General features: G+C 70.1%; 16 protein-coding genes and 1 pseudogene. 8 read left to right on the top strand and 9 right to left on the bottom strand.

The annotated features are described in order from the left end of the window. Nucleotides 1-26: 26 nt before the first annotated feature. On the bottom strand, nucleotides 27-3,326 hold the full coding sequence (locus FK256_RS05150; RefSeq protein WP_141423956.1) for an Rne/Rng family ribonuclease: 3,300 nt from the start codon (nucleotides 3,324-3,326) through the stop codon (nucleotides 27-29). Between the two features lie 634 nt (nucleotides 3,327-3,960). Here FK256_RS05150 and FK256_RS05145 point away from each other — a divergent pair. The 5 genes from FK256_RS05145 to FK256_RS05125 all read left to right on the top strand — a co-directional run bounded on the left by FK256_RS05145 (nucleotide 3,961) and on the right by FK256_RS05125 (nucleotide 12,464). Beyond that, nucleotides 3,961-5,535, top strand: coding sequence for a cytochrome ubiquinol oxidase subunit I (locus FK256_RS05145; RefSeq protein WP_141423955.1), 1,575 nt, complete (start codon nucleotides 3,961-3,963; stop codon nucleotides 5,533-5,535). Between the two features lie 20 nt (nucleotides 5,536-5,555). Further along, the gene (gene cydB, locus FK256_RS05140; protein ID WP_141423954.1) at nucleotides 5,556-6,689 is read left to right on the top strand and encodes a cytochrome d ubiquinol oxidase subunit II; all 1,134 of its coding nucleotides are present in this window, start codon (nucleotides 5,556-5,558) and stop codon (nucleotides 6,687-6,689) included. A 62-nt stretch (nucleotides 6,690-6,751) separates the two neighbouring features. After that, complete coding sequence (cydD, locus tag FK256_RS05135; protein ID WP_211343525.1) at nucleotides 6,752-8,491, top strand: thiol reductant ABC exporter subunit CydD; 1,740 nt, start codon at nucleotides 6,752-6,754, stop codon at nucleotides 8,489-8,491. Then, entirely contained in the window at nucleotides 8,488-10,344 is a 1,857-nt protein-coding gene (gene cydC / locus FK256_RS05130; protein WP_141423953.1) for a thiol reductant ABC exporter subunit CydC, read from the top strand. The genes cydD and cydC overlap by 4 nt, the downstream gene beginning before the upstream one ends. Before the next feature lie 5 nt (nucleotides 10,345-10,349). After that, on the top strand, nucleotides 10,350-12,464 hold the full coding sequence (locus FK256_RS05125) for a GAF domain-containing sensor histidine kinase (RefSeq protein WP_141423952.1): 2,115 nt from the start codon (nucleotides 10,350-10,352) through the stop codon (nucleotides 12,462-12,464). A gap of 32 nt (nucleotides 12,465-12,496) precedes the next feature. Here FK256_RS05125 and FK256_RS05120 read toward each other — a convergent pair whose 3' ends face one another. The 6 genes from FK256_RS05120 to coaD all read right to left on the bottom strand — a co-directional run bounded on the left by FK256_RS05120 (nucleotide 12,497) and on the right by coaD (nucleotide 17,057). After that, nucleotides 12,497-13,150: a response regulator gene (locus FK256_RS05120; RefSeq protein ID WP_197274137.1), complete on the bottom strand. Its 654-nt coding sequence runs from the start codon at nucleotides 13,148-13,150 to the stop codon at nucleotides 12,497-12,499. Nucleotides 13,151-13,183: 33 nt separating this feature from the next. Next, nucleotides 13,184-14,341, bottom strand: a complete 1,158-nt coding sequence (gene mutM, locus FK256_RS05115) for a bifunctional DNA-formamidopyrimidine glycosylase/DNA-(apurinic or apyrimidinic site) lyase (protein ID WP_141423951.1) — start codon at nucleotides 14,339-14,341, stop codon at nucleotides 13,184-13,186. Next, nucleotides 14,341-15,123, bottom strand: coding sequence for a ribonuclease III (gene rnc / locus FK256_RS05110; protein WP_021607448.1), 783 nt, complete (start codon nucleotides 15,121-15,123; stop codon nucleotides 14,341-14,343). Before rnc ends, mutM begins: the two co-directional genes overlap by 1 nt. Further along, the gene (locus tag FK256_RS05105) at nucleotides 15,123-15,731 is read right to left on the bottom strand and encodes a YceD family protein (RefSeq protein WP_141423950.1); all 609 of its coding nucleotides are present in this window, start codon (nucleotides 15,729-15,731) and stop codon (nucleotides 15,123-15,125) included. The genes rnc and FK256_RS05105 overlap by 1 nt, the downstream gene beginning before the upstream one ends. Nucleotides 15,732-15,885: 154 nt before the next feature. After that, nucleotides 15,886-16,437, bottom strand: coding sequence for a hypothetical protein (locus FK256_RS05100; RefSeq protein ID WP_009233613.1), 552 nt, complete (start codon nucleotides 16,435-16,437; stop codon nucleotides 15,886-15,888). Next, complete coding sequence (gene coaD / locus FK256_RS05095) at nucleotides 16,434-17,057, bottom strand: pantetheine-phosphate adenylyltransferase (RefSeq protein WP_141423949.1); 624 nt, start codon at nucleotides 17,055-17,057, stop codon at nucleotides 16,434-16,436. Before coaD ends, FK256_RS05100 begins: the two co-directional genes overlap by 4 nt. 68 nt (nucleotides 17,058-17,125) lie before the next feature. On the opposite strand from coaD, the pseudogene FK256_RS14815 reads away from it, so the two are divergent. Further along, nucleotides 17,126-17,275, top strand: a pseudogene (locus tag FK256_RS14815) (class II aldolase/adducin family protein); the annotation flags it as partial. 48 nt (nucleotides 17,276-17,323) lie between these two features. Further along, a complete protein-coding gene (rsmD, locus tag FK256_RS05085) occupies nucleotides 17,324-17,884 on the top strand; it encodes a 16S rRNA (guanine(966)-N(2))-methyltransferase RsmD (protein ID WP_141423948.1) in 561 nt (186 codons plus the stop codon). A gap of 10 nt (nucleotides 17,885-17,894) precedes the next feature. Here the strand turns inward: rsmD and FK256_RS05080 are convergent, their stop codons facing one another. Both FK256_RS05080 and FK256_RS05075 read right to left on the bottom strand, forming a co-directional pair. After that, the gene (locus FK256_RS05080) at nucleotides 17,895-20,150 is read right to left on the bottom strand and encodes an ATP-dependent DNA helicase RecG (protein WP_244936208.1); all 2,256 of its coding nucleotides are present in this window, start codon (nucleotides 20,148-20,150) and stop codon (nucleotides 17,895-17,897) included. A gap of 192 nt (nucleotides 20,151-20,342) precedes the next feature. Further along, the gene (locus FK256_RS05075) at nucleotides 20,343-22,307 is read right to left on the bottom strand and encodes a DAK2 domain-containing protein (protein WP_141423946.1); all 1,965 of its coding nucleotides are present in this window, start codon (nucleotides 22,305-22,307) and stop codon (nucleotides 20,343-20,345) included. Nucleotides 22,308-22,827: 520 nt separating this feature from the next. Between FK256_RS05075 and rpmB the strand changes: the two genes are divergently transcribed. Beyond that, nucleotides 22,828-23,019 carry a 50S ribosomal protein L28 gene (gene rpmB, locus FK256_RS05070; protein ID WP_003785965.1) on the top strand — a complete coding sequence of 64 codons (192 nt, stop codon included), beginning with the start codon at nucleotides 22,828-22,830 and terminating at the stop codon, nucleotides 23,017-23,019. The last annotated feature ends 81 nt before the right edge of the window (nucleotides 23,020-23,100 follow it).

Below are 23,100 nucleotides of genomic sequence, written 5' to 3'. Positions count from 1 at the left end.
TCTTGGGCACGAAGGCCGTGAGAGTGCTAGGCAGAGGTCGTCGGGCCATCTGAAGAACTCTCCGGCGACGGCGAGGAGCTCTTCACGACGGCCCTTCTCCTCGTTCTCCTCACAGGCTCGCCGTCGGCGGGTTCTTCAGCCGCCCCGCCCGCCGGATCCTCGGGCGTCTCCTCGGTTTTCTTAGCAGTCTTCTGCGCCGACTTCTTGGCAGACTTCTTGGCAGACTTTTTGACAGATTTCTTCGCCGACTTCTTATCGGCCTTGTCCGCCGACCTCTTGGCAGCAGACTTCTTTCCTCCGGTTCTGGTCTCCTTGTCCTCGGTCCGGGAGGTCCGAGCGACGTTCTGCCCGTCGACGTCATCGCCGAGGTCGGCTGCGTTCTCGGCCCGTTCCTCGCCGATCCCCTGCGAACCGTCGGCCCCCTGAGCCTCGTGAGGCGTCTGATTGTCCTGCTTGACATCCTTATGGGCCTGCTCTGCGGCGGCCGCGATCTGGGCCAGTGCACCGCGGACCGCGGCGCGGGCCTCGTCGTCGGCTCCGGACTCGGGCGAGCCGAGGACGTCGCGCCTTCCAGATCCCTTGGAGCCCCCCTTGGCGGCTTTGGGCCCCCGGGTCTCCTGAGCATCCTTCTTAGCGCCCTTCTTACCGCCACCTACGGCCGTCTGCTCCTCGCGGTTCTTACGACCGCGCGAGCGCCCTGCGCCGCGGGAGGCCGAGGCCGACATGTCCACCTGCTGGTTCTCGACGGGCTCGTCGTGGACGATGAAACCGCGGCCCTTGCAGTGCTCGCAGGTGGTGGAGAAGGCCTCGACCAGGCCCTGCCCCACCCGCTTGCGGGTCATCTGAACCAGGCCGAGCGAGGTGACCTCAGTGACCTGATGACGGGTCCGGTCTCGTCCCAGGCACTCCACGAGCCGGCGCAGGACGAGGTCCCGGTTGGACTCCAGGACCATGTCGACGAAGTCGATGACGACCATGCCGCCGATGTCGCGCAGACGCAGCTGACGCACGATCTCCTCGGCGGCCTCGAGGTTGTTGCGGGTGACGGTCTCCTCCAGTGTGCCGCCCGCACCGGTGAAGCGGCCGGTGTTGACATCGATGACGGTCATCGCCTCGGTGCGGTCGATGACCAGGGTGCCGCCGCTGGGCAGCCACACCTTGCGATCAAAGCCCTTGGCGAGTTGCTCGTCCACACGGTGGGCGGCGAAGACGTCATCGGGACTGACCCAGTGCTCGAGACGCTCGGCCAAATCCGGGCTGACCTCGTCGATGTACTGCGAGATCGTCGACCAGGCCTTGTCGCCGGAGATGATGAGCTTGCGGAAGTCCTCGTTGAAGACGTCGCGGATGACTCTCACGGCGAGCTCCGGTTCGCCCTTGAGGAGGACGGGGGCCCTGCCGCTGCCCTTCATGACGGAAGAGGCCTTCTTCTCGATGGTCTCCCACTGGGCCACGAGCCGCTCGACATCGGTGGTCAGCTGCTCCTGAGTGGCCCCCTCGGCGGCGGTGCGCACGATAACTCCGGCGGAGTCGGGCACGATCCGCTTGAGAATCTTCTTCAGACGACTGCGCTCGGTGTCGGGCAACTTGCGCGAGATCCCCGTCATGGTGCCCCCGGGGACAAGGACCAGGTAACGGCCCGCCAAAGTGATCTGGCTGGTGAGACGGGCGCCCTTGTGACCGATGGGGTCCTTGGTGACCTGCACCAGGACGGTGTCGCCACTGGAGAGAGCATCTTCGATCCGGCGGGGACGGCCCTCCATACCGGCGGCGTCCCAGTTGACCTCGCCGGCGTAGAGCACGGCGTTGCGCCCCTTGCCCAGGTCCACGAAGGCGGCCTCCATGGAGGGCAGGACGTTCTGGATCCGGCCGACGTAGACGTTGCCGACCATGGAGGTCTGGGTGTGCCGGGAGACGTAGTGCTCCACGAGGAGCCCATCCTCCAGGACGGCGATCTGGTTGAGGCCGTCTGACTCGCGCACGATCATCTGACGCTCCACGGACTCACGGCGGGCCAGGAACTCAGCCTCGGTCACGATCGGCCGACGGCGCCCGGCCGCCCGTCCCTCACGACGGCGCTGCCGCTTGGCCTCCAAGCGGGTGGAACCCTTGAGCGCCATGACCTCGTCACGCAGGTCTCCGCCCTCGGAGCGGGTACGGGACCGGCGCCGGCGCCGGCGCGATCCAGAGACGACTCCCATGGCGGTATCCGCTGCGATCTCGCGCACCGAAGAGACCTCACCGCCGACATCCTCCCGGTCTGAACTCAACGAGCCCCCGGTGTCCTGGCCGTCGGACTCACCGCGCTCGGAAGCCTCTGCGCGCGAACGCGAGCGCCGACCGCGCCCACCGCGGCGGCGCCTGCGACGACCCCCGCTCTCACGGACGCCAGCCGATGAGCCGGCCCGGGACTCGTCAGCGTCATCAACCCCGTCGGACTCGGGCGACTCGAGGGACTCAGACGACTCGGTGTCATCGTCGCCGGGTTCCTCGGCCGGAGTGCCCCCGCGTCCCTCCTGCGGCGCTCCTGCACCGGCGGCCGCCCGTCGACGACGACTGCGCCCGCCACGACCGCCTCGGGACGAGCCGGTTTCCGCCTCGTCCTCGCCGCCCGTCTCCCGGTTATCGGTTTTGATTCGAGAGCCTGTCCGGGGATCGTCGTCCGCTTCGCTCCAGCCGCTCGCACCCTGGTGGCGCGAGGCGGTCGGTGCATGCTGAGGAGCCGCTGTCGCGGCGGTGACCCGCCGACGACGACGGGCCCGACTGGGATCGGGAGCCTGGAACAGAAGAGAGGCGGCCGGCAGACGAGGCGTCTGGGCTACTTCCTCTTCCTGATCTCCCCGGGGGGCATCGATGTGCAGCTCCTCTGCACCGGAAGTCTGCCCATCAGTCTCGTCGTCTTCCTCAACATGCGCCTTCGCTCCATCCTGCGCAGAGCTTGACTCCGTCCCCTCCGGCTGCGACTCATCGGGTTCTGCGGTTCCGGCAATGGCAAGACGGGACTCAGCGGCCGGCGCCGCCTCAGGGGCGGCGGAGGCGGCGGTGACCTTACGGCGGCGACGAGCGGGCACCGACGGAGCGATCGGCGAGTCAGACGACTCGGAGCCTTCGCCGTCGGACTCGTCAGAACCCGACGTTGTCACGGCGCCGACGGCGCTCATCGGACTCATCGAGCCCGGCTGCTCGGCAGCGGGAGCCTGGGCGGGGGCGGCGGAGGCGGCGGTGACCTTGCGGCGGCGGCGCGGAGCCGGGGCGCTCACGGCGTCGGCGGCAGCCTGGTCCTGCTCGTGCGATTCTGTTGATTCTGATGTGGTGCGATGTGCCATGGGGCTTGCACTCTCCGGGGCCGACGCCGTCGTCGTACCCTCGACGCGTCAGCGCGGTTGTGCTCCCGAGCGGGAGCAGCGAAAAAGTCTGCGAGTGCGCCCGACAGGGCGCATGCCTTGCCTGACGTCCACACAGACCGGGCTCGCAGCGGCGCGTCTCAGGCGGCGCAAGGTCCTCGGACAGGGTCGGTCGGAAGGCGCGACCCCGGGTACCGGTACGGAGCACCCGAAGCCGGATCGAAGTATCCCACACATACGGCGATAAGCGCTTGCGCGACTCGTCATGACCATGGTGGCCGATGTCTCGCCCACACCTCATCTCACTATATAGTCAGCAAACTCTTAGACTACAATCAGCTTTCGACCTTCTTCGAAATTTTACTTACGGGCCTTCAGTCCCACCCTCAAGGTCGACGGTTGTCAATGACGACACCCGAAAGACCCTCCGCCAGCTTCACCGAAAAGCAGTCAAGACAAGGAAAACAGAGGAACTCTAAGCACAGGATCAAGGCATCGAAACCCGATATGTTTCACGACACTACGTCAGAGTTGCTCTATAATATGGTTATTGACCTGTAGGATGTTCTACAGAACACCTTATTGATCTCATCGTCGTCTTCGAAAGGTGGCATTGATGGCCATCTCTCCTATGGCGCTGGACTCTCTGGATCTGGCGCGCTGGCAGTTCGGTATCACCACCGTCTACCACTTCATCCTGGTTCCGCTGACCATCGGGCTCTCCCCGCTGGTGGCTCTCATGGAGACGCTGTGGCGCCGGACCGGCAACAAGCAGTGGCTGGTGGCCACCAAGTTCTTCGCCAAGATCCTGCTGATCAACTTCGCACTGGGCGTGGCCACCGGTATCGTCCAGGAGTTCCAGTTCGGCATGAACTGGTCGGAGTACTCGAGGTTCGTCGGCAACATCTTCGGCGCCCCCCTCGCCTTCGAGGCCCTGCTGGCCTTCTTCATGGAGTCCGTCTTCCTAGGCCTGTGGATCTTCGGATGGGACCGTCTGAGCCCCAGGCTGCACAACCTGTGCATGTGGGCCGTGGCCGCGGGCACGAACTTCTCCGCCTTCTTCATCCTCACCGCCAACTCCTGGATGCAGCACCCGGTGGGCGCCGTCGTCAACCCCAAGACGGGGCGCGCCGAGCTCGACGGCGTGAGCGGTTTCCTCAAACTCCTGTCCAACGAGCTGGTGTGGGCCACCGTCCTGCACGTCATCTCTTCGGCGCTGCTGGTCGCCGGCGCCGTCATCCTGGGCGTCTCCGTGTGGTGGATGACCAAGGCCGCCCGCGCCGAGCAGGACTTCGAAGCCCGTGAGCTGTGGCGCCGCGTGACCCGCTTCGGAGCCATCGCCATGGTGGCCGCGGGGCTGGTCACCGCCGGTACCGGCCACATGCAGGGTCAGCTGATCGCCGAGTACCAGCCGGCCAAGATGGCTGCCGCCGAGGGCCTGTGCCACTCCGAAGCCGGCGCCCCCTTCACCGTGGCCGCCTTCGGGGACTGCAAGAATGAGGACGGCATGGTCCGGTTCATCTCGATTCCCGGCGTCTACTCCTTCATGGCCACCAATGACTTCAATGCCGAGATCACCGGGCTCCGGGAGGCCGGTGACACCTACGCGCAGCAATACGGGACCACCGATGCCCGCGGCAACGCCGTCGACTACAGCCCCAACGTCATGGTCAACTTCTGGTCCTTCCGACTCATGATCGGCCTGGGCATGGCCTCGATGGGACTGGGAGCATTGGCCCTGTGGCTGACCCGCTCCGGCAGACTCATCTCCCGCCCACTCCTGGGCAAGGCGGCGCTGGCCACCATGTGGCTGCCCTTCATCGCCTGCTCCTTCGGATGGATCTTCCGCGAGATGGGGCGCCAGCCCTGGGTCATCGTTCCCAACCTGTCCGACCCGGTCTCCCAGGTCTACATGCTCACCGCCGATGGAGTCTCCTCCGTGGTCTCCTCGACCACGGTGCTGGCCTCGATGGTCATCTTCACCCTGCTGTACGCCGCGCTCGGCGTGGTCTGGTTCGTGCTGCTGCGCCGTTACATCCGCGAGGGCGTGCGCACCCCGGTGCCGGACGAGGTCGATAAACCTGCCAGGGCCGGCGAGGCAGCGGGAGCCGGCAGCACTGACGCGGACAGCTCCGACGGCGAGTCCGGCGACTCGCCCACGAGCGTCCCCGCTCTGTCCTTCGCCTACTGAGCCGAGGAAGGAAGACACCCATGACACTGAGCATCCTCTGGTTCATTCTCATCGCCGTCCTGTGGATCGGCTACCTCACCCTGGAGGGCTTCGACTTCGGCGTCGGAATGCTGCTGAAGATCCTGGGGCGCGATGAGCGGGAGCGGCGCGCGACACTGGCCACTATCGGCCCTCACTGGGACGGCAACGAGGTCTGGCTGCTCACCGCAGGCGGGGCCACCTTCGCGGCCTTCCCGGAGTGGTACTCCACCCTGTTCTCCGGGGCGTACATCGTCCTGTTCATCATCCTGCTGTGCCTCATCGTGCGCGTGTGCGCCATCGAGTGGCGGCCCAAGGTCAACTCCCAGACCTGGCGCGACCGCTGGGACTGGGTCCACACGATCAGCGCTTGGATTCCCTCCATCCTATGGGGCGTGGCCTTCGCGAACCTGGTTCAGGGAATGCATATCGAGGTCGTCCAGATCTCCAACGGCGCCGTTGTGCCGGCCGAGCAGGTTCCGGCGGACTCGCTCGTAGCCGGCGCCGCCCACCAGATCACCGGGGGACTGCCGACCATGGTGACTCCCTTCACTTTGCTGGGGGGCGTCGTCACCTGCCTGCTCTTCCTCAACCACGGCGCGCTCTTCGTAGCCCTCAAGACCACCGACGAGCTCTCGCAGCGGGCGCTGGGTCTGTCCCGCAGGCTAGCTCCAGTGGCCACCGCCGTCACCGCCGCATGGGCGCTGTGGGCGCAGTTGGCCTACTCCGGCAGTGCCCTGTCCTGGATCCCGCTGGCCATCGCCGCAGCCGGGCTCATCGGCTCGCTGCTGGCCGGTCGCACCGCCAGTGAGGGACGGGCCTTCGCCCTGCACTTCGTGGGGATCGCCTTCGCCGCCGTCTTTATCTTCGCGGCGATGGTCCCCAATGTCATGCGCTCCTCGGTGGACCCGGCCTACTCGCTGACGATCCAGCAGGCCGCGAGCGCCGACACGACGCTGCTCATCATGACCGTCGCCGCGGCCGTGTTCGTCCCCGGGGTCCTGGCCTACACGATCTGGAGCTACAAGGTGTTCGCCTCCCGCATCAGCGTGGAGAGCATCAACCCCGACCAGGGCGGACTGCACCCCACACTGGTGCGCGACTCCGCCCAGCCAGAGGCGCATTTCGGGTACTGAACAGTCGCTCACATCGGCCAGGGGTTCCGGGCCTTTGGACCTACTCCCCTATCCTTGGGCGGGTGAAGCCCCTCGACCCCCGGCTGATGCGCTACGCACGCTCGGCCCGCCGATACATAGCCGCCACGGCCGTGACCGGCATGGTGACCGCCGTGCTGGTGGTGGCGCAGGCATTCCTCATCTCGGGCGCGGTCTCCCGAGTCACTTCCGAGGGAGCTAGTCCCACATCGGCCAGGGGGCTGGTGATGGCTCTGGGCGCAGTTGTGGTGGCCCGGGCGCTGGTGGTCCTCCTTCAGGAGGCTCACGCCCACCGCTCCGCCACGGGGACGATCGTCGAGCTGCGCCGCCTGGTCCTGGAGCACGCCGCCCGATTGGGACCCCGGTGGCAGGCGCTGCACGGCGCCGAAACCGCCACCCTGGTGACCCGTGGACTGGACGACCTGGAGCCCTACTTCACCCGGTACCTGCCCCAACTGGTACTGGCGGCCACGGTCACACCTGCCACGGTGCTGGTTCTCATCACCCAGGACTGGCCGGCCGCGGTGGCCGTGGTGTGCACTCTGCCTCTTATCCCGATCTTCATGATCCTCATCGGTCGGATGACCCAATCGGTGTCCCAGGAACGGCTGGAGACCATGCGGGTCCTGGGAGACCAGGTGCTCGACCTCATCTCTGGGCTACCCACCCTCAAGGCGCTGGGGCGCGAGCGGGGGCCGGCCGAGCGGGTGCGCTCCCTGGGGGGCGCCTATCGGCGCACCACCATGTCGACCTTGCGGATCGCCTTCCTGTCGGGGGCGGTCCTGGAGTTCATCACGACGCTGTCGGTGGCGATCATCGCCGTCGAGATCGGGTTCCGGCTGGTGGCCGGACGCCTGGACCTGTTCACCGGCCTGCTCGTACTCATGGTGGCGCCGGAGGTGTACCAGCCACTGCGGCAGGTGGGCTTCCAGTTCCACGCCTCGGCCAACGGGGTGGCCGCCGCCGAGTCCGTCTTCGAGGTTCTTGAGACGCCCGTCCCTGAGCGCGGCACCCTGCCGGCCCCCGACCTGCGCACGGCCGGGATCGAGCTCGATGCCATATCCGTGGCCGCCCGTGGCACGTGGGCCCCTGCGGGTCTGAGCGCCACGATCCGGCCCGGCGGCCTCGTGGCCCTGATAGGGCAATCGGGTGCGGGCAAAACGACGGCAACGCAGATCCTTCTCGGCCTGATGCCCGCCGACCGTGGTCACGTTCGGATCGTGCCGGACTCCGGCCATGCCCCGCAGGGCGGCCCCGTCAACCTCAGCGAGATCGATCCGGCCACCTGGTGGGAGCAGATCGCCTGGGTCCCCCAGCGTCCCACGATTACCCCGGGCACGGTCCTGGACAACGTGGCACCTGGCGCCTCCGTTTGCGACGGCGTACCCAATGAGCTTGCGGAAGCGGCCCGGGCCACCGGTTTCGATGAGGTGGTGGCAACACTTCCACAGGGATGGGAGACCACTGTCGGCAGTGGCGGTGCGGGGTTGTCGGTCGGGCAGCGCCAGCGGCTGGCACTGACGAGGGCCCTGTACTCGACGGCGCCGCTGGTAGTGATGGATGAGCCGACTGCGCACCTCGACGCCGCCAGCGAGACGCATGTTCTCACCGCAGTGCGCGCGCTACACGCCTCGGGGCGAACAGTGGTGGTCATTGCTCACCGTCCGGCGCTCATCGCCCTGGCCGAGCAGGCCGTTGTGGTGGAAAGCAGGCCGATGCAGCCAGAGCAGGCAGAGCCGGCGGAGCCAGTAGAGCCAGCCGCATTGCGGGAGGAGATCCGGTGAGCCCTGTGGCCAGAGTCCTCTCCCCCGTTCTATCCCCCCGCGAGCGCCGGGCGCTGCGCCGGGCCGTGGGCCTGCTGAATGTGGACAGCTCGCGCTTCGTGCTGGCCGTGCTCGCCGGAACCGCGGGGATGGCCTCGGCCGTGGCCCTGTCCGGGGTGGCGGCCTGGCTCATCGCCCGGGCCTCTCAGATGCCCGACGTCGTCGCACTGGGGGTGGCTCCGGTGGCGGTGCGTCTCTTCGGCGTCTCGCGCTCGGTTCTGCGCTACTGCGAACGGCTCGTCTCCCACGACACCGCCCTGAGAGGCATGGGCGCTCTGCGCACCCGCCTCTACGAGGCACTGGCAGCGGCCCGCACGGACACTGTTGCGGGGCTGCGCCGCGGCGACGTCCTGGCGCGGGTGGGGAGCGACATTGACGCGGTCGGGGATCTCGTGGTGCGCGCCTACCTGCCCGCGACGGTCGCGGCGGTCCTAGGCGCGGTCACCAGTGTCGGGGTCGGACTGGTGTACTGGCCGGCCGGCCTCATCCTGGCGACCTGTCTGCTGCTGTCCGGGCTGGGGGCGCCGCTGGCCACGATCCGCTCCGCGCGGATGGCCGAGCAGGCCCGTCAGCGGCAGGCCACCGAGCTGTCCGCCGAGGTACTCGCGGTGCTGGAGGGAGCACCGGAGTTGATGGTCTGCGGGCGTCTGGCGGACTCCATGCACCAGGTCGCCTCCCGGGAGGAGAACCTGGTCCATCTGCGCGATCGGGCCGCAGTCCCCGCGGCGATCGCCGCGGCACTGGACGTGGCAGCCATGGGGATGGCGGTCGTGGGCAATCTGGTGATAGGGGTGGGCGCCGTGGCCGCCGGGCGGCTGGCTCCGGTGTGGTTGGCGGTGATCGTCCTGGTGCCGCTGGCCGCCTTCGAAGCCACCTCCGCACTCGGACCGGCCAGCGTACAGCTGGTGCGATCAGCCGGCGCCGCCTGCCGGATCGTGGAACTCATCGAGACTGCCGAGACGAGTGCCAGTGCCGGCGCCGCAGTCTGTCCCGACGCCCGGAAGCTGCCAACGCCGTCGGCGCACGGTCCGCGCCTGCGGGCGAGGAACCTGTCGGTGGGCTGGCCGGGCGGGCCGGTGGTGGCCGAGGGTATCGACCTGGACCTGAGGGTCGGCAGCCGGGTGGCGATCGTGGGGCCGTCGGGAATCGGGAAGTCGACCCTGCTGGCCACACTGGCGGGGCTGCTGGAGCCCCGGGGCGGCACGCTCACGCTCGACGGAGTCCCGCCGTGGCAGGTCGCCCGTTCACAGGCGGCGGCCCGGGTCTGCCTAACCGCCGAGGACGCGCACGTCTTCCACACGAACGTTCTGGAGAACCTGCGCGTGGCGCGCGGGGACGTCACTCCCGCCGAGGCGAGGCAGCTGCTGGATCAAGCCGGGCTCGGGGACTGGCTCGAGGCGCTGCCCGACGGCGTGGAGACCGTCGTCGGCACGGACGCCGCAACGCTGTCAGGCGGCGAGCGGCGTCGACTGCTCCTGGCGCGGGCGCTGGCTGCCCCCGCCCCGCTGATGCTCCTGGACGAGCCCGGCGAGCACCTCGACGCCACCACCGCGGACCGGCTCGTGGCCGACCTGCTGACGGTGGGGACCCGCCAGGGCCGCGGCACGCTCCTGGTCACCCATCGCCTCAGCTCGCTGGCCCACGCCGACGAGGTCCTGGTCATGGGACGTCCACCGCAGACAAACGCGGAGCAAGCGCCGGCGACTATCCTGCACAGGGGCAGTCACCGCGACCTCCAGGACGTCTCCGAGGCCTACCGGTGGTCGCTCTCCCAAGAGGATCAGGACAGGCAACATGCGAGCCGGACGAGCTGAGCACGATGACCACACACCACCCGCAGCACCCAGTAGGCGCTCTCCCGCAGGACTCCCGGTTTCCCGGTGTACCCGGGGACGACCTCGAGGAGTCCCCCGAGCCCGCCCGGGAGGCCGATGAGACGGCGGCACCGTCCTCCGAGGCCGCCCCGGCGGGACGCCTGGCCTACGCCGTCCACGCCGACCAGCTCCTCTCCACCCGAGGTCGGCAGGCCTCCGTCCTCCAGCCGAGTCTGGGCGAGACCACCGTCGCCCTCATCCAGGCGGCCCTGAAGCTGACCGGCTCCCTGCGCGTTCCCGACGCACTGCGCCGCCTGGTGGAGTCGGCCTGCTCCATTACGGGCGCATCCTGGGGCACCATCGCCGTTCTCAGCCACGCTGACATGGACATCGATGCCATCGATACCATCGACGCCGGAGCCTCCCCCGAGGGCTCGGGCACCGGGCTGTGCAGCGGGGTGCCCACGGCGACCCTCGATGAACTCGCCCAAATGGCAAGCGCCCCTGCCGGCGCCGCCGCTTCCAGCACTTGCGAGAACGCCCTGCTCGATGGGCTCGAGGGCACCGGTCTGGTCATCGACAACGACCTGGGACGGGCCTCGGCCTTCACCGGCGCCATCGAGGACGAGGAGACCGGCAGTCTGCTCTCAGCCCCGTTGCGTCTGCACGGCCAGGTCTACGGGCATCTCTACCTGTGCGACAAGCCCGGGGGCTTCACACGTTCCGACGCCGACGCCGTCCTGACTCTGGCGCAGGCCGCCGCGGTGGCCGTGGAGAACGCCCGCCTGTACCGCGAGGCCCGCGATCGCGAGCAGTGGATGGCCGTCTCCCAGGAGTTGACGACGCTGCTGCTCTCCGGCGCCGAGGAGGACGACGCCCTGACACTCATCGCCCACCGGGTCCGCCAGGTCGCCCACGCCGACACCGCCGCCCTCATCCTGCCCAGCATCGGAGAGCGCTGGATCTGCGAGATCGCCGACGGCGAGCACGCCGGGGAGCTGGTCGGCACCTTCTTCCCACCCGAAGGGCGGGCACTGACCGCGCTGGCCCGCCAGACGGGTCTCGTCGTGGCCTCCCTGGAGAAGGCCTGGCACGACGACGATCTCCTGGTGCCCCAACTGGCCCGCTTCGGACCGGCCCTCTACGCCCCAATGATCCACCGGGGGCGGGGCGTGGGTGTCATGCTGCTGCTGCGCTCCCCCGGAGCCGCCCCGTTCACTGCCCAGGACCTGGAGATCGCCGAGCTCGTGGCGGGCCAGGCCACCATGGCCTTCGAGCTGGCCGACGCCCAGCACGCCGAGGAGATGGCCACGCTCCTGGACGAGCGGGCCCGGATCGGTCGGGACCTGCATGACCTGGCCATCCAGCAGCTCTTCGCCACCGGCATGCAGCTCTCGGCTGCCCGGGAGCGGCTGGCCGCCGCCCGGGACGGCGATGAGCAGGCCTGCGCCGATGCGGATCTGGACACGGTGTGCTCCGTCCTGAGCACTGCGCTGGAGGCGGTCGATGACTCCGTGGGGCAGATCCGCTCCATCGTGCGCTCCCTGCGCGACCGCGACGAGGAGGTCGGAGTCGTCGAGCGACTGCGGCGAGAGGCCTCCCTGGCCCGTAACGCCCTGGGCTACGCCCCCTCGCTCCTGTTGAGCGTCGACGGCCGGGGCCTGGCCCAAGTGGATCGCGACGAGGAGGACCGGCTCATCACCTCGGTCGACGCCGTCGTGGGCCCGGACATCGCTGACGACATGGTGGCCGTCGTGCGCGAGGGTCTGAGCAACGTGGCCCGCCACGCCCACGCCTCTTCGGTGACGGTGGACGTCAAGATCGAAGGGGTGCTGCCCGGCTCCGAGCGCTGCTGCGGACCGGGGGACGACGAGGGCCACGCCTCGGGCGACGCCGAGCCCTTCCGGGGAAGCCCGGTGGTGGAGATCGTCTGCCGCGACGACGGCGTCGGGGTGAACCCGTCCGTGACGCGCCGCTCGGGAACGGCCAATATGGCCGAGCGGGCCCGCCGTCACGGCGGGAGCTTCGTCATCGGTCCGCGGGCCCGCTCCGACGGCGAGCGCCGCGGCACCTGCTTCACCTGGCGGGTGCCGTTGGGCAAGGGCGGCCGGCTGCACTGAGCCTGCTGCGGAGCCGCAGGAGGATGAGCCGGTCAGCCGTTGCGCCAGCCCGAGGCGCGCTGGCCGGCGACCCAGGCGGCAACCTGGGTGCGCCGCTGCAGGCCCATCTTGGCCAGCAGGGAGGTGATGTGGTTCTTGACCGTCTTCTCGGCGACCCCGAGGCGCTCACCGATCTCCCGGTTGGACAGGCCGTCGCCGATGAGGTCGAGCACCTTGCGCTCGGCGTTGGTCAGGTCGGCGGTGGGATCGTCGTGGTCAGCCCGGCGGCGCGTGACAGTGCGCTCATCGAGCAGGACGCGCCCGGAAGCGACGGCCCGTACGACGTCGCTGATCTCAGCGCCGTGAACGGTCTTGAGCAGATAGGCGCGGGCACCGGCGGCCAGGGCCTCGGCCAGCGCCTCGTCGTCGTCGAACGAGGTCAGTACGACCGGCAGGGCCTGAGGCACCGATTCGCGCAGCTCCTGCATGAGCTCGATGCCAGTCCCGTCGGGCAGCTGGAGGTCCACGAGGATGACGTCGGGGCGAACCAGCTCGGCCCGGCGCACCGCCTCCGCCCGGGAGCCCGCCTCAGCGACGACGTCGAGCCCGTCGGCCCGGTCAATGATCTCGGCGATGCCGCGGCGGACGATCTCGTGGTCGTCCACGATCATGACGCGGACGATCTCCGAGGAGGAGGTGTGTGACATGTTCATGACATTACCAGGGTGCGGGGACCTACGTCACACGGACTGCCGCCTCATGGCGCCGTTCTCGTGGGGTCCGCAGCACACGGCCGGTGTGCGCCGGGCATTTCCTCGGCGCGGCGGCCGCGGCCGGCTCTGACAGCGGGGGCAGTAGGTGTGGGAGCGCCCTCCCAGGGTCTCGCGGAGCATGGTGGTCCCACAGCGCCGACAGTCCCGTCCCTGGCGCCCGTAGGCCCTCAGCTCGCGGGCGAAGAATCCTGAGGCCCCCTCGACGTCGACGTAGAGGGCGTCGAAGCTCGTGCCACCGACGTCCAGTGCCCGAGTCATGACCTCCGCGGTGGACTGGAGGATCCGGGCCACGACCCGGGGGCCGAGGGCCGCCCCAGAGCGCAGCCCGTGCACCCCGGCCTCCCACAGGCCTTCGTCGGCGTAGATGTTGCCGATGCCGGAGACGATCCCCTGGTCGAGCAGGAGGGTCTTGATGGCGCGCTTGGAGGCCCGTATCCGGTTCACCACCCCGGTGGGGCCGGTGCGCTCCAGAGCGGGGTCGAGCAGGTCGCGGGCGATGTGGGCAGCGTCGGCCGGCAGCAGTGGCTCAGAACTGCCCATGCCGCCAGGGGCGCCGTCGACGGTGGGGACGAGGTCGACGACGCGAAGGCCGCCCAGCATGCGCTGGTCGACCAGGTCGAGGACCGTCTCCTCATGCGAGCTCCGCTCCGTGTCGGCACCGCCGACGTCGGCGCTCGGGCAGGCGCTCAGATGGAGCCGTACGCGCAGGTGGCGCGGGGATGCCGAGAGGTCCCGCACGTAGCGGGGCTGCTCGGTGGCGCTCAGGTCCACCGGGCGTCCGCCGGTCTGCGCGTCCGGGGCGGCCAGGAAGGCTGCGGCCCTCGACTCCGAGCCGGACACGGGGCTGGCTCCCCCGGAGGCGCCGCCGCGCACGAGGAGCTGACCGCTCATGCCCAGGTGGGCGGACAGGGCTCGTCCATCGTCCAGGGGCAGCCACAGGAACTTGCCGCGCCTCACGGCCGCGGTCATGGTGCGTCCGGTGAGCTGGTCGGCGAAGGCCTGCGCTCCCCCGTCCTGACGGCGCAGGGGTCGCGAGTCGAGAACCTCGACGCGGGTGACGGTGCGCCCGGCTACGTGCCGGGCGAGCCCGGCGCGCACCACCTCGACCTCGGGCAGCTCGGGCATCAGCTCTGTTGGGTGCGCAGGTCGGCGCGCAGGGCCTCGTTGACGCCGGGCAGGTCGAGTCCGCCGTCGCCCCGGGCGGCCAGGATGGCGGCGTAGGCGGCCTCGGCGGCGTCGTGCTCGGCGATCTTCTTCGAGCTGCCCGTGCCCTGTCCCATGACCTCTCCGTCGACGATGGCACTGGCTGTGAAGACCCGCTGATGGTCGGGGCCGGTGCCGGTGACCTCGTATGCGGGGTTGCCGAGCTGGTGGGCGGCGGTGAGCTCCTGGAGGCTCGTCTTCCAGTCCAGTCCCGCGCCGCGGGTACGGGCCGAATCCAGGAAGCGGGAGACGAGACGGGTGACGACCGTGCGGGTCTGCTCCAGGCCGTGGGTGAGGTAGGTGGCGCCGATGAGGGCCTCGACCGTATCGGACAGGATGGAGTCCTTGTCGCGTCCGCCCGAGAGCGCCTCCCCCTTGCCGAGCTTGATGAACTCCCCCAGCCCCAGATCTCGGGCGACGGCGGCCAGTGCCGGCTCGGAGACCGTGGCCGCACGCATCTTGGCGAGCTGGCCCTCGGGGACATCCGGGTGGGTGCGGTAGAGATGCTCGGTGACGATGATCCCCAGGACGGAGTCACCCAGGAACTCCAGGCGCTCGTTGGTGGGCAGGCCACCGTTCTCGTGGGCGTAGGAGCGGTGGGTCAGGGCCAGGTCGAGGAGCTCGGCGTCGATACTGGGACCCCAGCGGTAGACGAGCGCCTCGGTGTCGGTGCGCGCGGGCGGGGCGCTGCGGCGTTTGGCCATCAGGACCGGTCCTCCTGACTACCGTCCTGTAGGTCTTTCTCACCGTCTTCGCCGCTGTCCTCTAGGTCGGTCCCGGTGCTCAGCAGGCCGGCCAGAGCGGACCAGCGCGGGTCGAGGACCTCGTGGTGGTGGTCGGCGGGCACGTCCTCGAGGCGCTGGCCGCACTCGGAGCACAGCCCGGGGCAGTCGGGGCGGCACAGGGGTTGGAACGGAAGCGCGGGGACCACGGCGTCGCGCAGGGCGGGCTCGAGGTCGAGCGTGGTCTCCCCGACGGACAGGAGGTCGTCCGCCTCCTCATCGCCCTCGGCCCGCTGGGCCTCGATGGCCTCGGGGAAGAGGTAGAGCTCGTCGATCCTTACGGTGCGGTCCTCGTCGAGATCGCGCAGGCAGCGTACGCACTCGCCGTGGATGTGAAGATCGGCGTCTGCGTGGGCCAGGACTCCGTCGTCCATGGAGGTCAGGGTGACGTCGAGGGCGAGCTCGCTGCCCTCGGGCACGCCGATGACCTCGGTGCCCAGGTCGGCGGGGGCGGGGGTGCGGATCTGCAGGTTCTTGACCGAGCCGGTGGCGCGGGGCAGGTCGACGATGTCGACGACGAGTCCTGACATGGGTTCCTCCACAGAGTGTTGACCCCGCCCTCTCCAAGGGCGGCCGCCGTGGACCGTGTGTCCACGGCGGTAAGCCAGTGGCAGGCCGGTGGTGGGCGGGATGATGGTTGAGGTGCCTGGCGCGAGCGTACCCCGAGGCCACCGCACTGCAGGTTCAGCGGGCCGAGGGATCCACGGACCAGCCGGAGCGGCGTCGAACGGGCTCCTGGACCTCCACCGACTGGTCGGCGCCGCCGCCCAGACGGTCGGCCAGTACCTCGCGGCCGGCGCGGATCTGCTCAGCGATCTTGGCGATCTCGGTCTCCAGGGAGGCCAGTGCCCGGTCGGAGTACTCGTCGGCCCCGTGACGCAGGGAGGCGGCCTTGTCCTCGGCTGCGGCCACGATGCTGTCAGCCCGGTCATTGGCCATGCGCACGATGTTCTCGCCCGCCACCAGGCGCTCGGACTCCTCCTGGGCGTACTGGACGAGCCTCTCGGACTCGGCGCGCCCCTCGGCCAGAACGGCGTCGGCGTCGGCGACGATCTTCTCGGCGCGGTGGACGGCGCTCGGAACCGCGTGGCGGGCGCGCTCGATGAGGTGCTGAGCGGCCTCCCGGTTCACGATCACGGACGCGCTCATCGGCATGGAGCGGGCGTTGGCGATGAGCTCATCGAGCTCATCGAGGATGTGCAGCAGGTCGTCTCCGGCATCGCGGCTGGTCGTCACGGTAGGTCCTCTCGTGTGTGGTCGGCGCCGACGAAGCGGCCTGGCTGGGTTCCGGGTAAGACGGGGCCTGGGGCGCCGCTGCGCCGGTCGTACTGCCGCTCCGGCTGCCGGGCGTCCCCGCGGTCGGGCCGGAGCGCTTCGGCGGCGAGGCGCTCCTCCAGGGCGCGGTGGACGGCGGGCGGAACGAGGGCGGAGATATCGCGGCCGTAGCCGGCGACGTCCTTGACGAGGGAGGAGGAGATGTGGGCGTGGATGGGCGACGCGGTCAGGAACACCGTCTCAGGCGCACCCAGGTCCCGGTTGAGCAGCGCCATGGGCGCCTCGGCGTCCAGATCGCCGCCGTTGCGCAGCCCCTTGATGATGGCGTTCGCACCGCGCCCACGGCAGTAGTCGGCCAGGAGCCCGGGGACGATGTCCGCCTCCACTCCGGGCAGGTGGGAGGTGGAGGCCCTGGCCAGGGCCAGGCGCTCCTCGGCGTCGAGCAGGTAGTGCCCCGCCTTGGCCGCGTTGTGGGCGATCCCGATGACGACGACGTCGAAGAGCGTGGTCGCGCGGGCGACGATGTCGACGTGCCCCAGGGTAAGGGGGTCGAAGCTTCCGGGGTAGACGGCCAGGCTCATGCGGTCACGCTACTGGCTGGGCGTGTCGCCGTGCGGGACGCGCGCCGCGTCGGTCTCCTTCAGGACCGGCGCAGGAGCTGGAGTGGGTCTGCGAGCTCTACCTGCGCACGCTCGCCGTCTCCAGCCCCAAGATCCTCTCCGACGAGCAGATCGCGGCGGTCGCACGCAAGATCCGGGATACCGGTTACGGCCAGCACGCCCCGGCCGAGGAGGGCTGAGCGCCCCGTTGGAACAGAGGCGGGGGCAGGCCAGGTAGGGTCTGCCTCATGACGAGGATCGTGGCCGGAACCGTGGGTGGGCGCAGGATCGAGGTGCCCCGGTCCGGGACGCGCCCCACCTCCGAGCGGGTGCGCGAGGCCCTCTTCGCCCGGCTGGAGCACTACGGGGTGCTCGACGGCGCCCGGGTGCTGGACCTGTGCGCGGGCTCAGGAGCCCTGGGCCTGGAGGCGGCGAGCCGGGGGGCCGGCGACGTCACGCTCGTGGACTCCTCGCGCGCGGCCTCCGAGATCTGCCGACGCAATATCCGGGCGCTGGGTCTGCACGGACTGCGGGTGGTGACCGCGAAGGCGGCCGCCTTCCTGACCGGCGCGGCGGGGGCGCCGGTGGACCTGGTGCTGATCGATCCGCCCTACGAGCTGGCCGAGGAGGGGCTCACCGCGATCCTCAGTCCCCTGACCCGCAGCGAGGACCCGTGGCTGGCCCCTCGCGCCGTCGTTGTCGTCGAGCGCTCGACGCGCTCACCGGAGCCCGCGTGGCCGCAGGGACTGGGGCGATTCGCGGACAAGCGCTACGGCGAGACAACGCTCTGGTTCGCCGAGCCTCTCTGACTCCGGCCCGTCACGCTCTTTCGAGGAAGGCCCGGGACTCCTCGTCGAGGCGTTCGGCGATCGCCGCGGCCAGGGCCCGGTGCTCGCGCAGCTGCGGGTCGGCCGCCACGATCCGCTCCGCCTGGCTCCGGGCGGTGGCGATGAGCCGGGCATCGCGGGTAACGCGCAGCAGATCCAGCCCGGAGGTTCGCCCCGACTGCGAGGCTCCCAGGACGTCGCCCTCACTGCGCAGGTCAAGGTCGGCCTCGGCCAGGGCGAACCCGTCCATGGTGGAGGCGAAGGCCTTGAGGCGGTGAAAGGCGGTGGAGCCGACCTCCACGCCGGTGACCGCCACGCAGATCGACTCCCGGCCGCCGCGTCCGACCCGTCCGCGCAGCTGGTGGAGTTGTGACAGGCCGAAGCGGTCAGCGTCCAGGACGACCATCATGGATGCCTCGGGCACATCCACCCCGACCTCGATGACGGTGGTGGCTAGCAGGACGGGGGTGGCGCCGGAGGCGAAGTCCGCCATGGCGGCTGCCTTGTCCTCGCCGCTCATGCGCCCGGTGAGCACCCCGACGTCGATGCCCTCCAGGGCCGGCTCGGCCCCCAGGCGTAGTCTCCACTCCTCGACGGCGGCCGGCGAGCGGTCGGGTCGCGGACCGGTCTCCTCGAGCTCGAGCGAGCCCGAGTTCTGGTCGGTATCGGCGGCGGTGACGGCGTCGGAGACCATTGCAGCCTCTTGCCCGGGCTCGTCGTCGCCCGCCTCGATCCGCGGGCAGACGACGTAGACGCGCCCACCTCCGGCGACCTCCTTGGCAGCGCGCCGCCAGATGCCCTCCACCCAGGAGGTGCGCAACCACGGGACAAGATGGGTGGGGACGGGGACGCGCCCGGCGGGCAGCTCGTCCAGGACGGAGGTGGCCAGGTCGCCGAAGACCGTCATCGCGATGGTGCGCGGGATCGGGGTGGCGGTCATGACCAGCAGGTGGGGGGTGTAGCGCTGGCCGGTGGCCGGGTCGGTGACGCCCCCGCGCTCGCGCAGGGCGTCGCGTTGGGCGACGCCGAAGCGGTGCTGCTCGTCGACGACGACCAGCCCGAGGAAGGGGATCTGCACCGTATCCGACAGCAGGGCGTGGGTCCCCACGACAATGGCCGGCTCGCCGGCGGCCAGGTCGGCCAGGATCCGGCGGCGTTGAGCGACCGGAGTGGAGCCGGTCAGCAGATGGACCCGGGTGGCGCGCTCGGCGCCGTCGAGCATCCCGTAGCGGGCCAGAGGGCCGAGCAGCGTCTCCAGGGAGGAGTGGTGCTGGGCGGCGAGCACCTCGGTGGGGGCCAGCAGGGCCGCCTGTCCTCCACCGCCGACCACCTGGAGCATGGCCCGCAGGGCCACGAGGGTCTTGCCGCTGCCCACGTCGCCCTGAAGGAGCCGCTGCATGGGGACGGCTCGGGCCAAGTCGGCGGCGATCTCCCGGCCTACCCGCACCTGTCCGACGGTGAGCTCGTAGGGCAGGGCGGCGTCGAGGTCGGCTCTCAGGGAGCCGGTCGCCTCCGGCTCGGGCCAAGCCACCGCGGTGCGGGTGGCCTCATGGAGGGCACGGCGCTGAGCCAGGGCCACCTGAAGGATGAGGGCCTCCTCGTGACGCAGGCGCTTCCGGGCGGCCTTCCACTGGTCGGCGTCCTCCGGCCGGTGCACCCACCGGTAGGCGGTGTAGGCGTCGACAAGTCCGCACGAGCGCCGCAGCTGATCGGGTAGCGGGTCGGGCACGTCGTCCGGCCCCACCTGGTCCAGCACGGTTCTGACCGCCTTGGCCACCGACCAGGAGGGGAGGGCCTCGGTGCCCGGGTAGATGGGCATGGGCCGGGCCAGCAGAGCATCGCGCTCTGCCTCGTCGAGCTCGTCGAGGACGTACAGGCGCGGGTTGGACAGCTGCCTGCGTCCACGGTGGAGACCGACCTTGCCGCTCATGAGGACGGTGGTTCCGGGGGCCAGCCGGGTGGCGCGGGCGCGCATCTGGCCCACCGCGCCGAACTGGACGACGTCCATGGTCGAGACGCCGTCGGTGACGGTGGCCTCCATGATGGCCGGAGCCCGGCCAGAGCGGGTGCGGCGGGAGGAGGCCCGCACGATCTGCGCCTGGATGGTTGCCTGCTCGCCCTTGGCGAGCGTGCGCATATCGGTCAGCTCCCCCCAGGTGTCGTAGCGGCGAGGCAGGAGGCGCAGCAGGTCGGCGCCGGTCTCCACTCCCTGCTTGGCGAGCTGAGCGGCGGTGCGCTTGCCCAGCAGCCGGGTGACGGGTCGCTCGAGGACACCGGCACTGCCGGGTCGAGGCGCGCGGGTCGAACGATCAGGCGAGCTGGGCACGACGCCCACCCTATGCCGAAGGCCGCTCGGATCCGTTCACGACCCGAGCCGGTTCGCACACGGGCCAAAGCGGCTCCGCGGCCGGGCAGCGGCGTTGAGCTAGTTACTCAATGGCTATTCGATGGCAATCAGGACATCGGGGCGTTCCTGGCCGCCGGCGTGGACGGCGACCTCCACGTCCTCACCGACCATCTGCCCGCGAGCGCCCACCGCAGCGCTGGCGGCCAGGGCCCCGACGTCGCGCCCGGCGTTGCGCCCCGTAATGACGGTGAGGAGCTCATCGGAGGGACGCAGCGCCGCCGCCACGGCGTGGGCCACTGCGTCGGCGTCGGCCTGGGCGCCGTTGAGGGCGATGGTGCGCAGGCCCGCAGCGGCGCTCCAGGCCCGACGGGCAAGGTCGGCCAGCTCCGCGCCCTCGCTCCTACCCGCCAGGGAGACGGTAGCGGCCAGGACCCGGGCCTCGTCGTCGGTGTCGCACACGAGGAGCTGAATGCCCTCAGCCGCGTATCGCTCCGGCTGACTACCCGACTGCAGCCCGGCGCGGGCGGCCTCTCGAGCGGCGCCCGCGTTCCGTGAGGTCCCTGCCGGAGCACGGACGGTGGAGACGGCGGAGCGGGCCGCCAGGAAGCGGGCGGCGTCATGGGCCGCCTCGGTGCACGCGGCATCACAGGGCAGCACGATGACCTGGGAGGAGCCCAGGTCCGCAGCGGCACGGGCGATCCCCTCCCGGTCGGGATTGAGGACAACGGCGGCGTCGGAGCGGGCAAGCTGCTCGATGAGGCCGGGTGCCCGTGTACAGGCGATGACGCCGACGCCGGCCTGCCGTGAGCGCGCGGCGATGCGCGGCGTCTCCGCCGGGGCGGGTCGGGCGACCGCCGCCTGAGAGGGGTGCATGCGCACCGACTTGGCCTTGCGCTCGGCTCTGCGGGCGGCCAGGCGCTCGAAGGAGACGACGTGGCCCGTGGGGTCGGATACGAGCGGCCCCCACGGGGACGGGGGCTCGTCGGTGGAGGTCACCAGGGCCGTGGGGTGGAGGTGGTGGATGCAGATCTGACGGGCTCGGCCCACGTGCGGCAGCGCGGCGCGCGGCGTATCGGTGTGGACATGGACCTGGTAGAGCCCCACGTCCAGGGCATCCGGAGTGCCGACGACGCCCACCGAGTCGCCGATGCGCTCCAGGTCCCGGCGCAGCTGCCCGGCCTGGACCGAGGTCGCCTCCAGCAGGTACATGACCTCGAATTCACCGGTGGACATGCCCATCGGCTCGGAACCGAGGCTGTGCGGGGCCCCGCCCTCAGCCAGATCGGTGAGCATCTGGCGGGCGACGGCGGTGTAGGGAGCGTGCTCGTCGGCGTCCTCGTGGCCCTGGCGCAGCTCTAGCGCATTATCCGCCCCGCCGCCGGCGTCCGGGACCGAGTCGATGGTGTCTAACAGGCAGGTGAGAAGCAGCATGAAGGCCGCACCCCCGGCATCCACCGGGCCGTGCCCGAGGCCGGCCGTCTCGACGACGGACTCCTGGGAGCCGAAGGCGGCGGCAGCGGCAATGACGCTCAGGGTCGCGGGCGAGCTCGCGGTCGCCTCCTCCAGGGCGGCGCGGGCGGACGTGGCGGCGTCCCTGGCCACGGACAGCAGGGTGCCCGTCACTGGGCGGGAGACCGCGGCCCAGGTGGTGTCCGCCATGGCCTCATAGGCGTGCACGAGCTCGACGGGGCGCAGACCCTTAGGGTCGGGGGCGTCGGCGCAGACATCGGCGAAGGCGGCCAAGGCCTGGGAGACCAGGAGGCCGGAGTTCCCACGCGCGCCCCGCACGGCGCCGTCGGCTGCCGCCCGGGCCACCTGGGCCGCGTCCGCGGCCCGTCCTAGGCGATGGAGGGCGTCTGAGGCCGAGCGCAGGGTCAGCAGGACATTGGTTCCCGTATCCGCATCCGGCACAGGGAAAACATTGAGGACGTCGACGAGGTCCCGGGTCTGATCGGCGACAATCTCCGCCAGCCCAATCCAGCGCCGTACCGCCGCCCCCTGCAGCACGTAGGTCTCCGGGACAGAGGTAGCGGGGCGGTGTCCTTGCGACTGCGCCATCTTCGCCTCCCCTGCGTCCTGGCTGCGACCACCGCACCACATGCGTCTCACGCTGCGAACACCTTCTGTTCCACTGCATGATCTGCATATGTGCTGGCGTTCAGCGAGCCTGGTTCGCGGCTGGGCCGAGCCTCCGTGTTGATATGTAGTTTCAGAGTACCCGCACAACCACATTCCTCCCACCGGAGCGAACACCGTGCGGAAGGTCCCGTTCTGGGCGATAGAGCGCCAGTTGGAGACTCGAACCACCAACACGCTGGTCAAACCGCCTACCACCGCACCCCGTTCGGGCAAACGTTCGTCATATGGTGAGATACGGCACGTTCACAACCCGCAGGTCGTACGTCGGCGGCCCTCCGATCGCCCCGGCGTGTGCCCGAACCCACGCCTCCGTGGCTTGGGAGCCGGCCAACAGTTCCGCTATTGTGTTCGGGTTGCCCAGAGCCCTGCGCCTGGGCGGTAAGACCTGGCGCCAGGCACGGGCCTGAGCGTTGAAGCATTGAAGATCAGGAGTGAGACCGTGGCTGCTGTGTGCGACGTTTGCGGCAAGGGCCCCATCTTCGGCAAGAGCGTCTCGCACTCCCACGTGCGGACCAACCGCCGGTGGAACCCCAATATCCAGCGTGTGCGTGCTCTCGTCAACGGCGCCCCCAAGCGCCTCAACGTGTGCACGTCCTGCCTCAAGGCCGGCAAGGTGACGCGCAACATCTGAGCGCACCGCCTCGAGTCCTTCGAGCGCGAGGCCGCCGCTGCATCTGCAGTCGGCGGCCTTTGTCGTGCTCGGGTTCCACTT

The sequence above is a fragment of the Actinomyces johnsonii genome (genome assembly GCF_006546835.1).
GTDB classification, from domain to species: Bacteria; Actinomycetota; Actinomycetes; order Actinomycetales; family Actinomycetaceae; genus Actinomyces; species Actinomyces johnsonii.
Note: the sequence above shows the minus strand (reverse complement) of the source record. Positions and strands in the feature narration are given on the sequence as shown.

Coding starts and splice junctions, on each gene's coding strand:
- mutM (WP_141423951.1), bottom strand. CDS start 14,341: ATGCCCGAGCTGCCCGAGGTCGAGGTGGTGCGCGCCGGGCTCGCCCGG.
- rsmD (WP_141423948.1), top strand. CDS start 17,324: ATGACGAGGATCGTGGCCGGAACCGTGGGTGGGCGCAGGATCGAGGTG.
- cydB (WP_141423954.1), top strand. CDS start 5,556: ATGACACTGAGCATCCTCTGGTTCATTCTCATCGCCGTCCTGTGGATC.
- FK256_RS05125 (WP_141423952.1), top strand. CDS start 10,350: ATGACCACACACCACCCGCAGCACCCAGTAGGCGCTCTCCCGCAGGAC.
- coaD (WP_141423949.1), bottom strand. CDS start 17,057: ATGAGCCTGGCCGTCTACCCCGGAAGCTTCGACCCCCTTACCCTGGGG.
- FK256_RS05145 (WP_141423955.1), top strand. CDS start 3,961: ATGGCCATCTCTCCTATGGCGCTGGACTCTCTGGATCTGGCGCGCTGG.
- rnc (WP_021607448.1), bottom strand. CDS start 15,123: ATGGCCAAACGCCGCAGCGCCCCGCCCGCGCGCACCGACACCGAGGCG.
- FK256_RS05075 (WP_141423946.1), bottom strand. CDS start 22,307: ATGGCGCAGTCGCAAGGACACCGCCCCGCTACCTCTGTCCCGGAGACC.
- FK256_RS05105 (WP_141423950.1), bottom strand. CDS start 15,731: ATGTCAGGACTCGTCGTCGACATCGTCGACCTGCCCCGCGCCACCGGC.
- FK256_RS05150 (WP_141423956.1), bottom strand. CDS start 3,326: ATGGCACATCGCACCACATCAGAATCAACAGAATCGCACGAGCAGGAC.
- FK256_RS05120 (WP_197274137.1), bottom strand. CDS start 13,150: ATGTCACACACCTCCTCCTCGGAGATCGTCCGCGTCATGATCGTGGAC.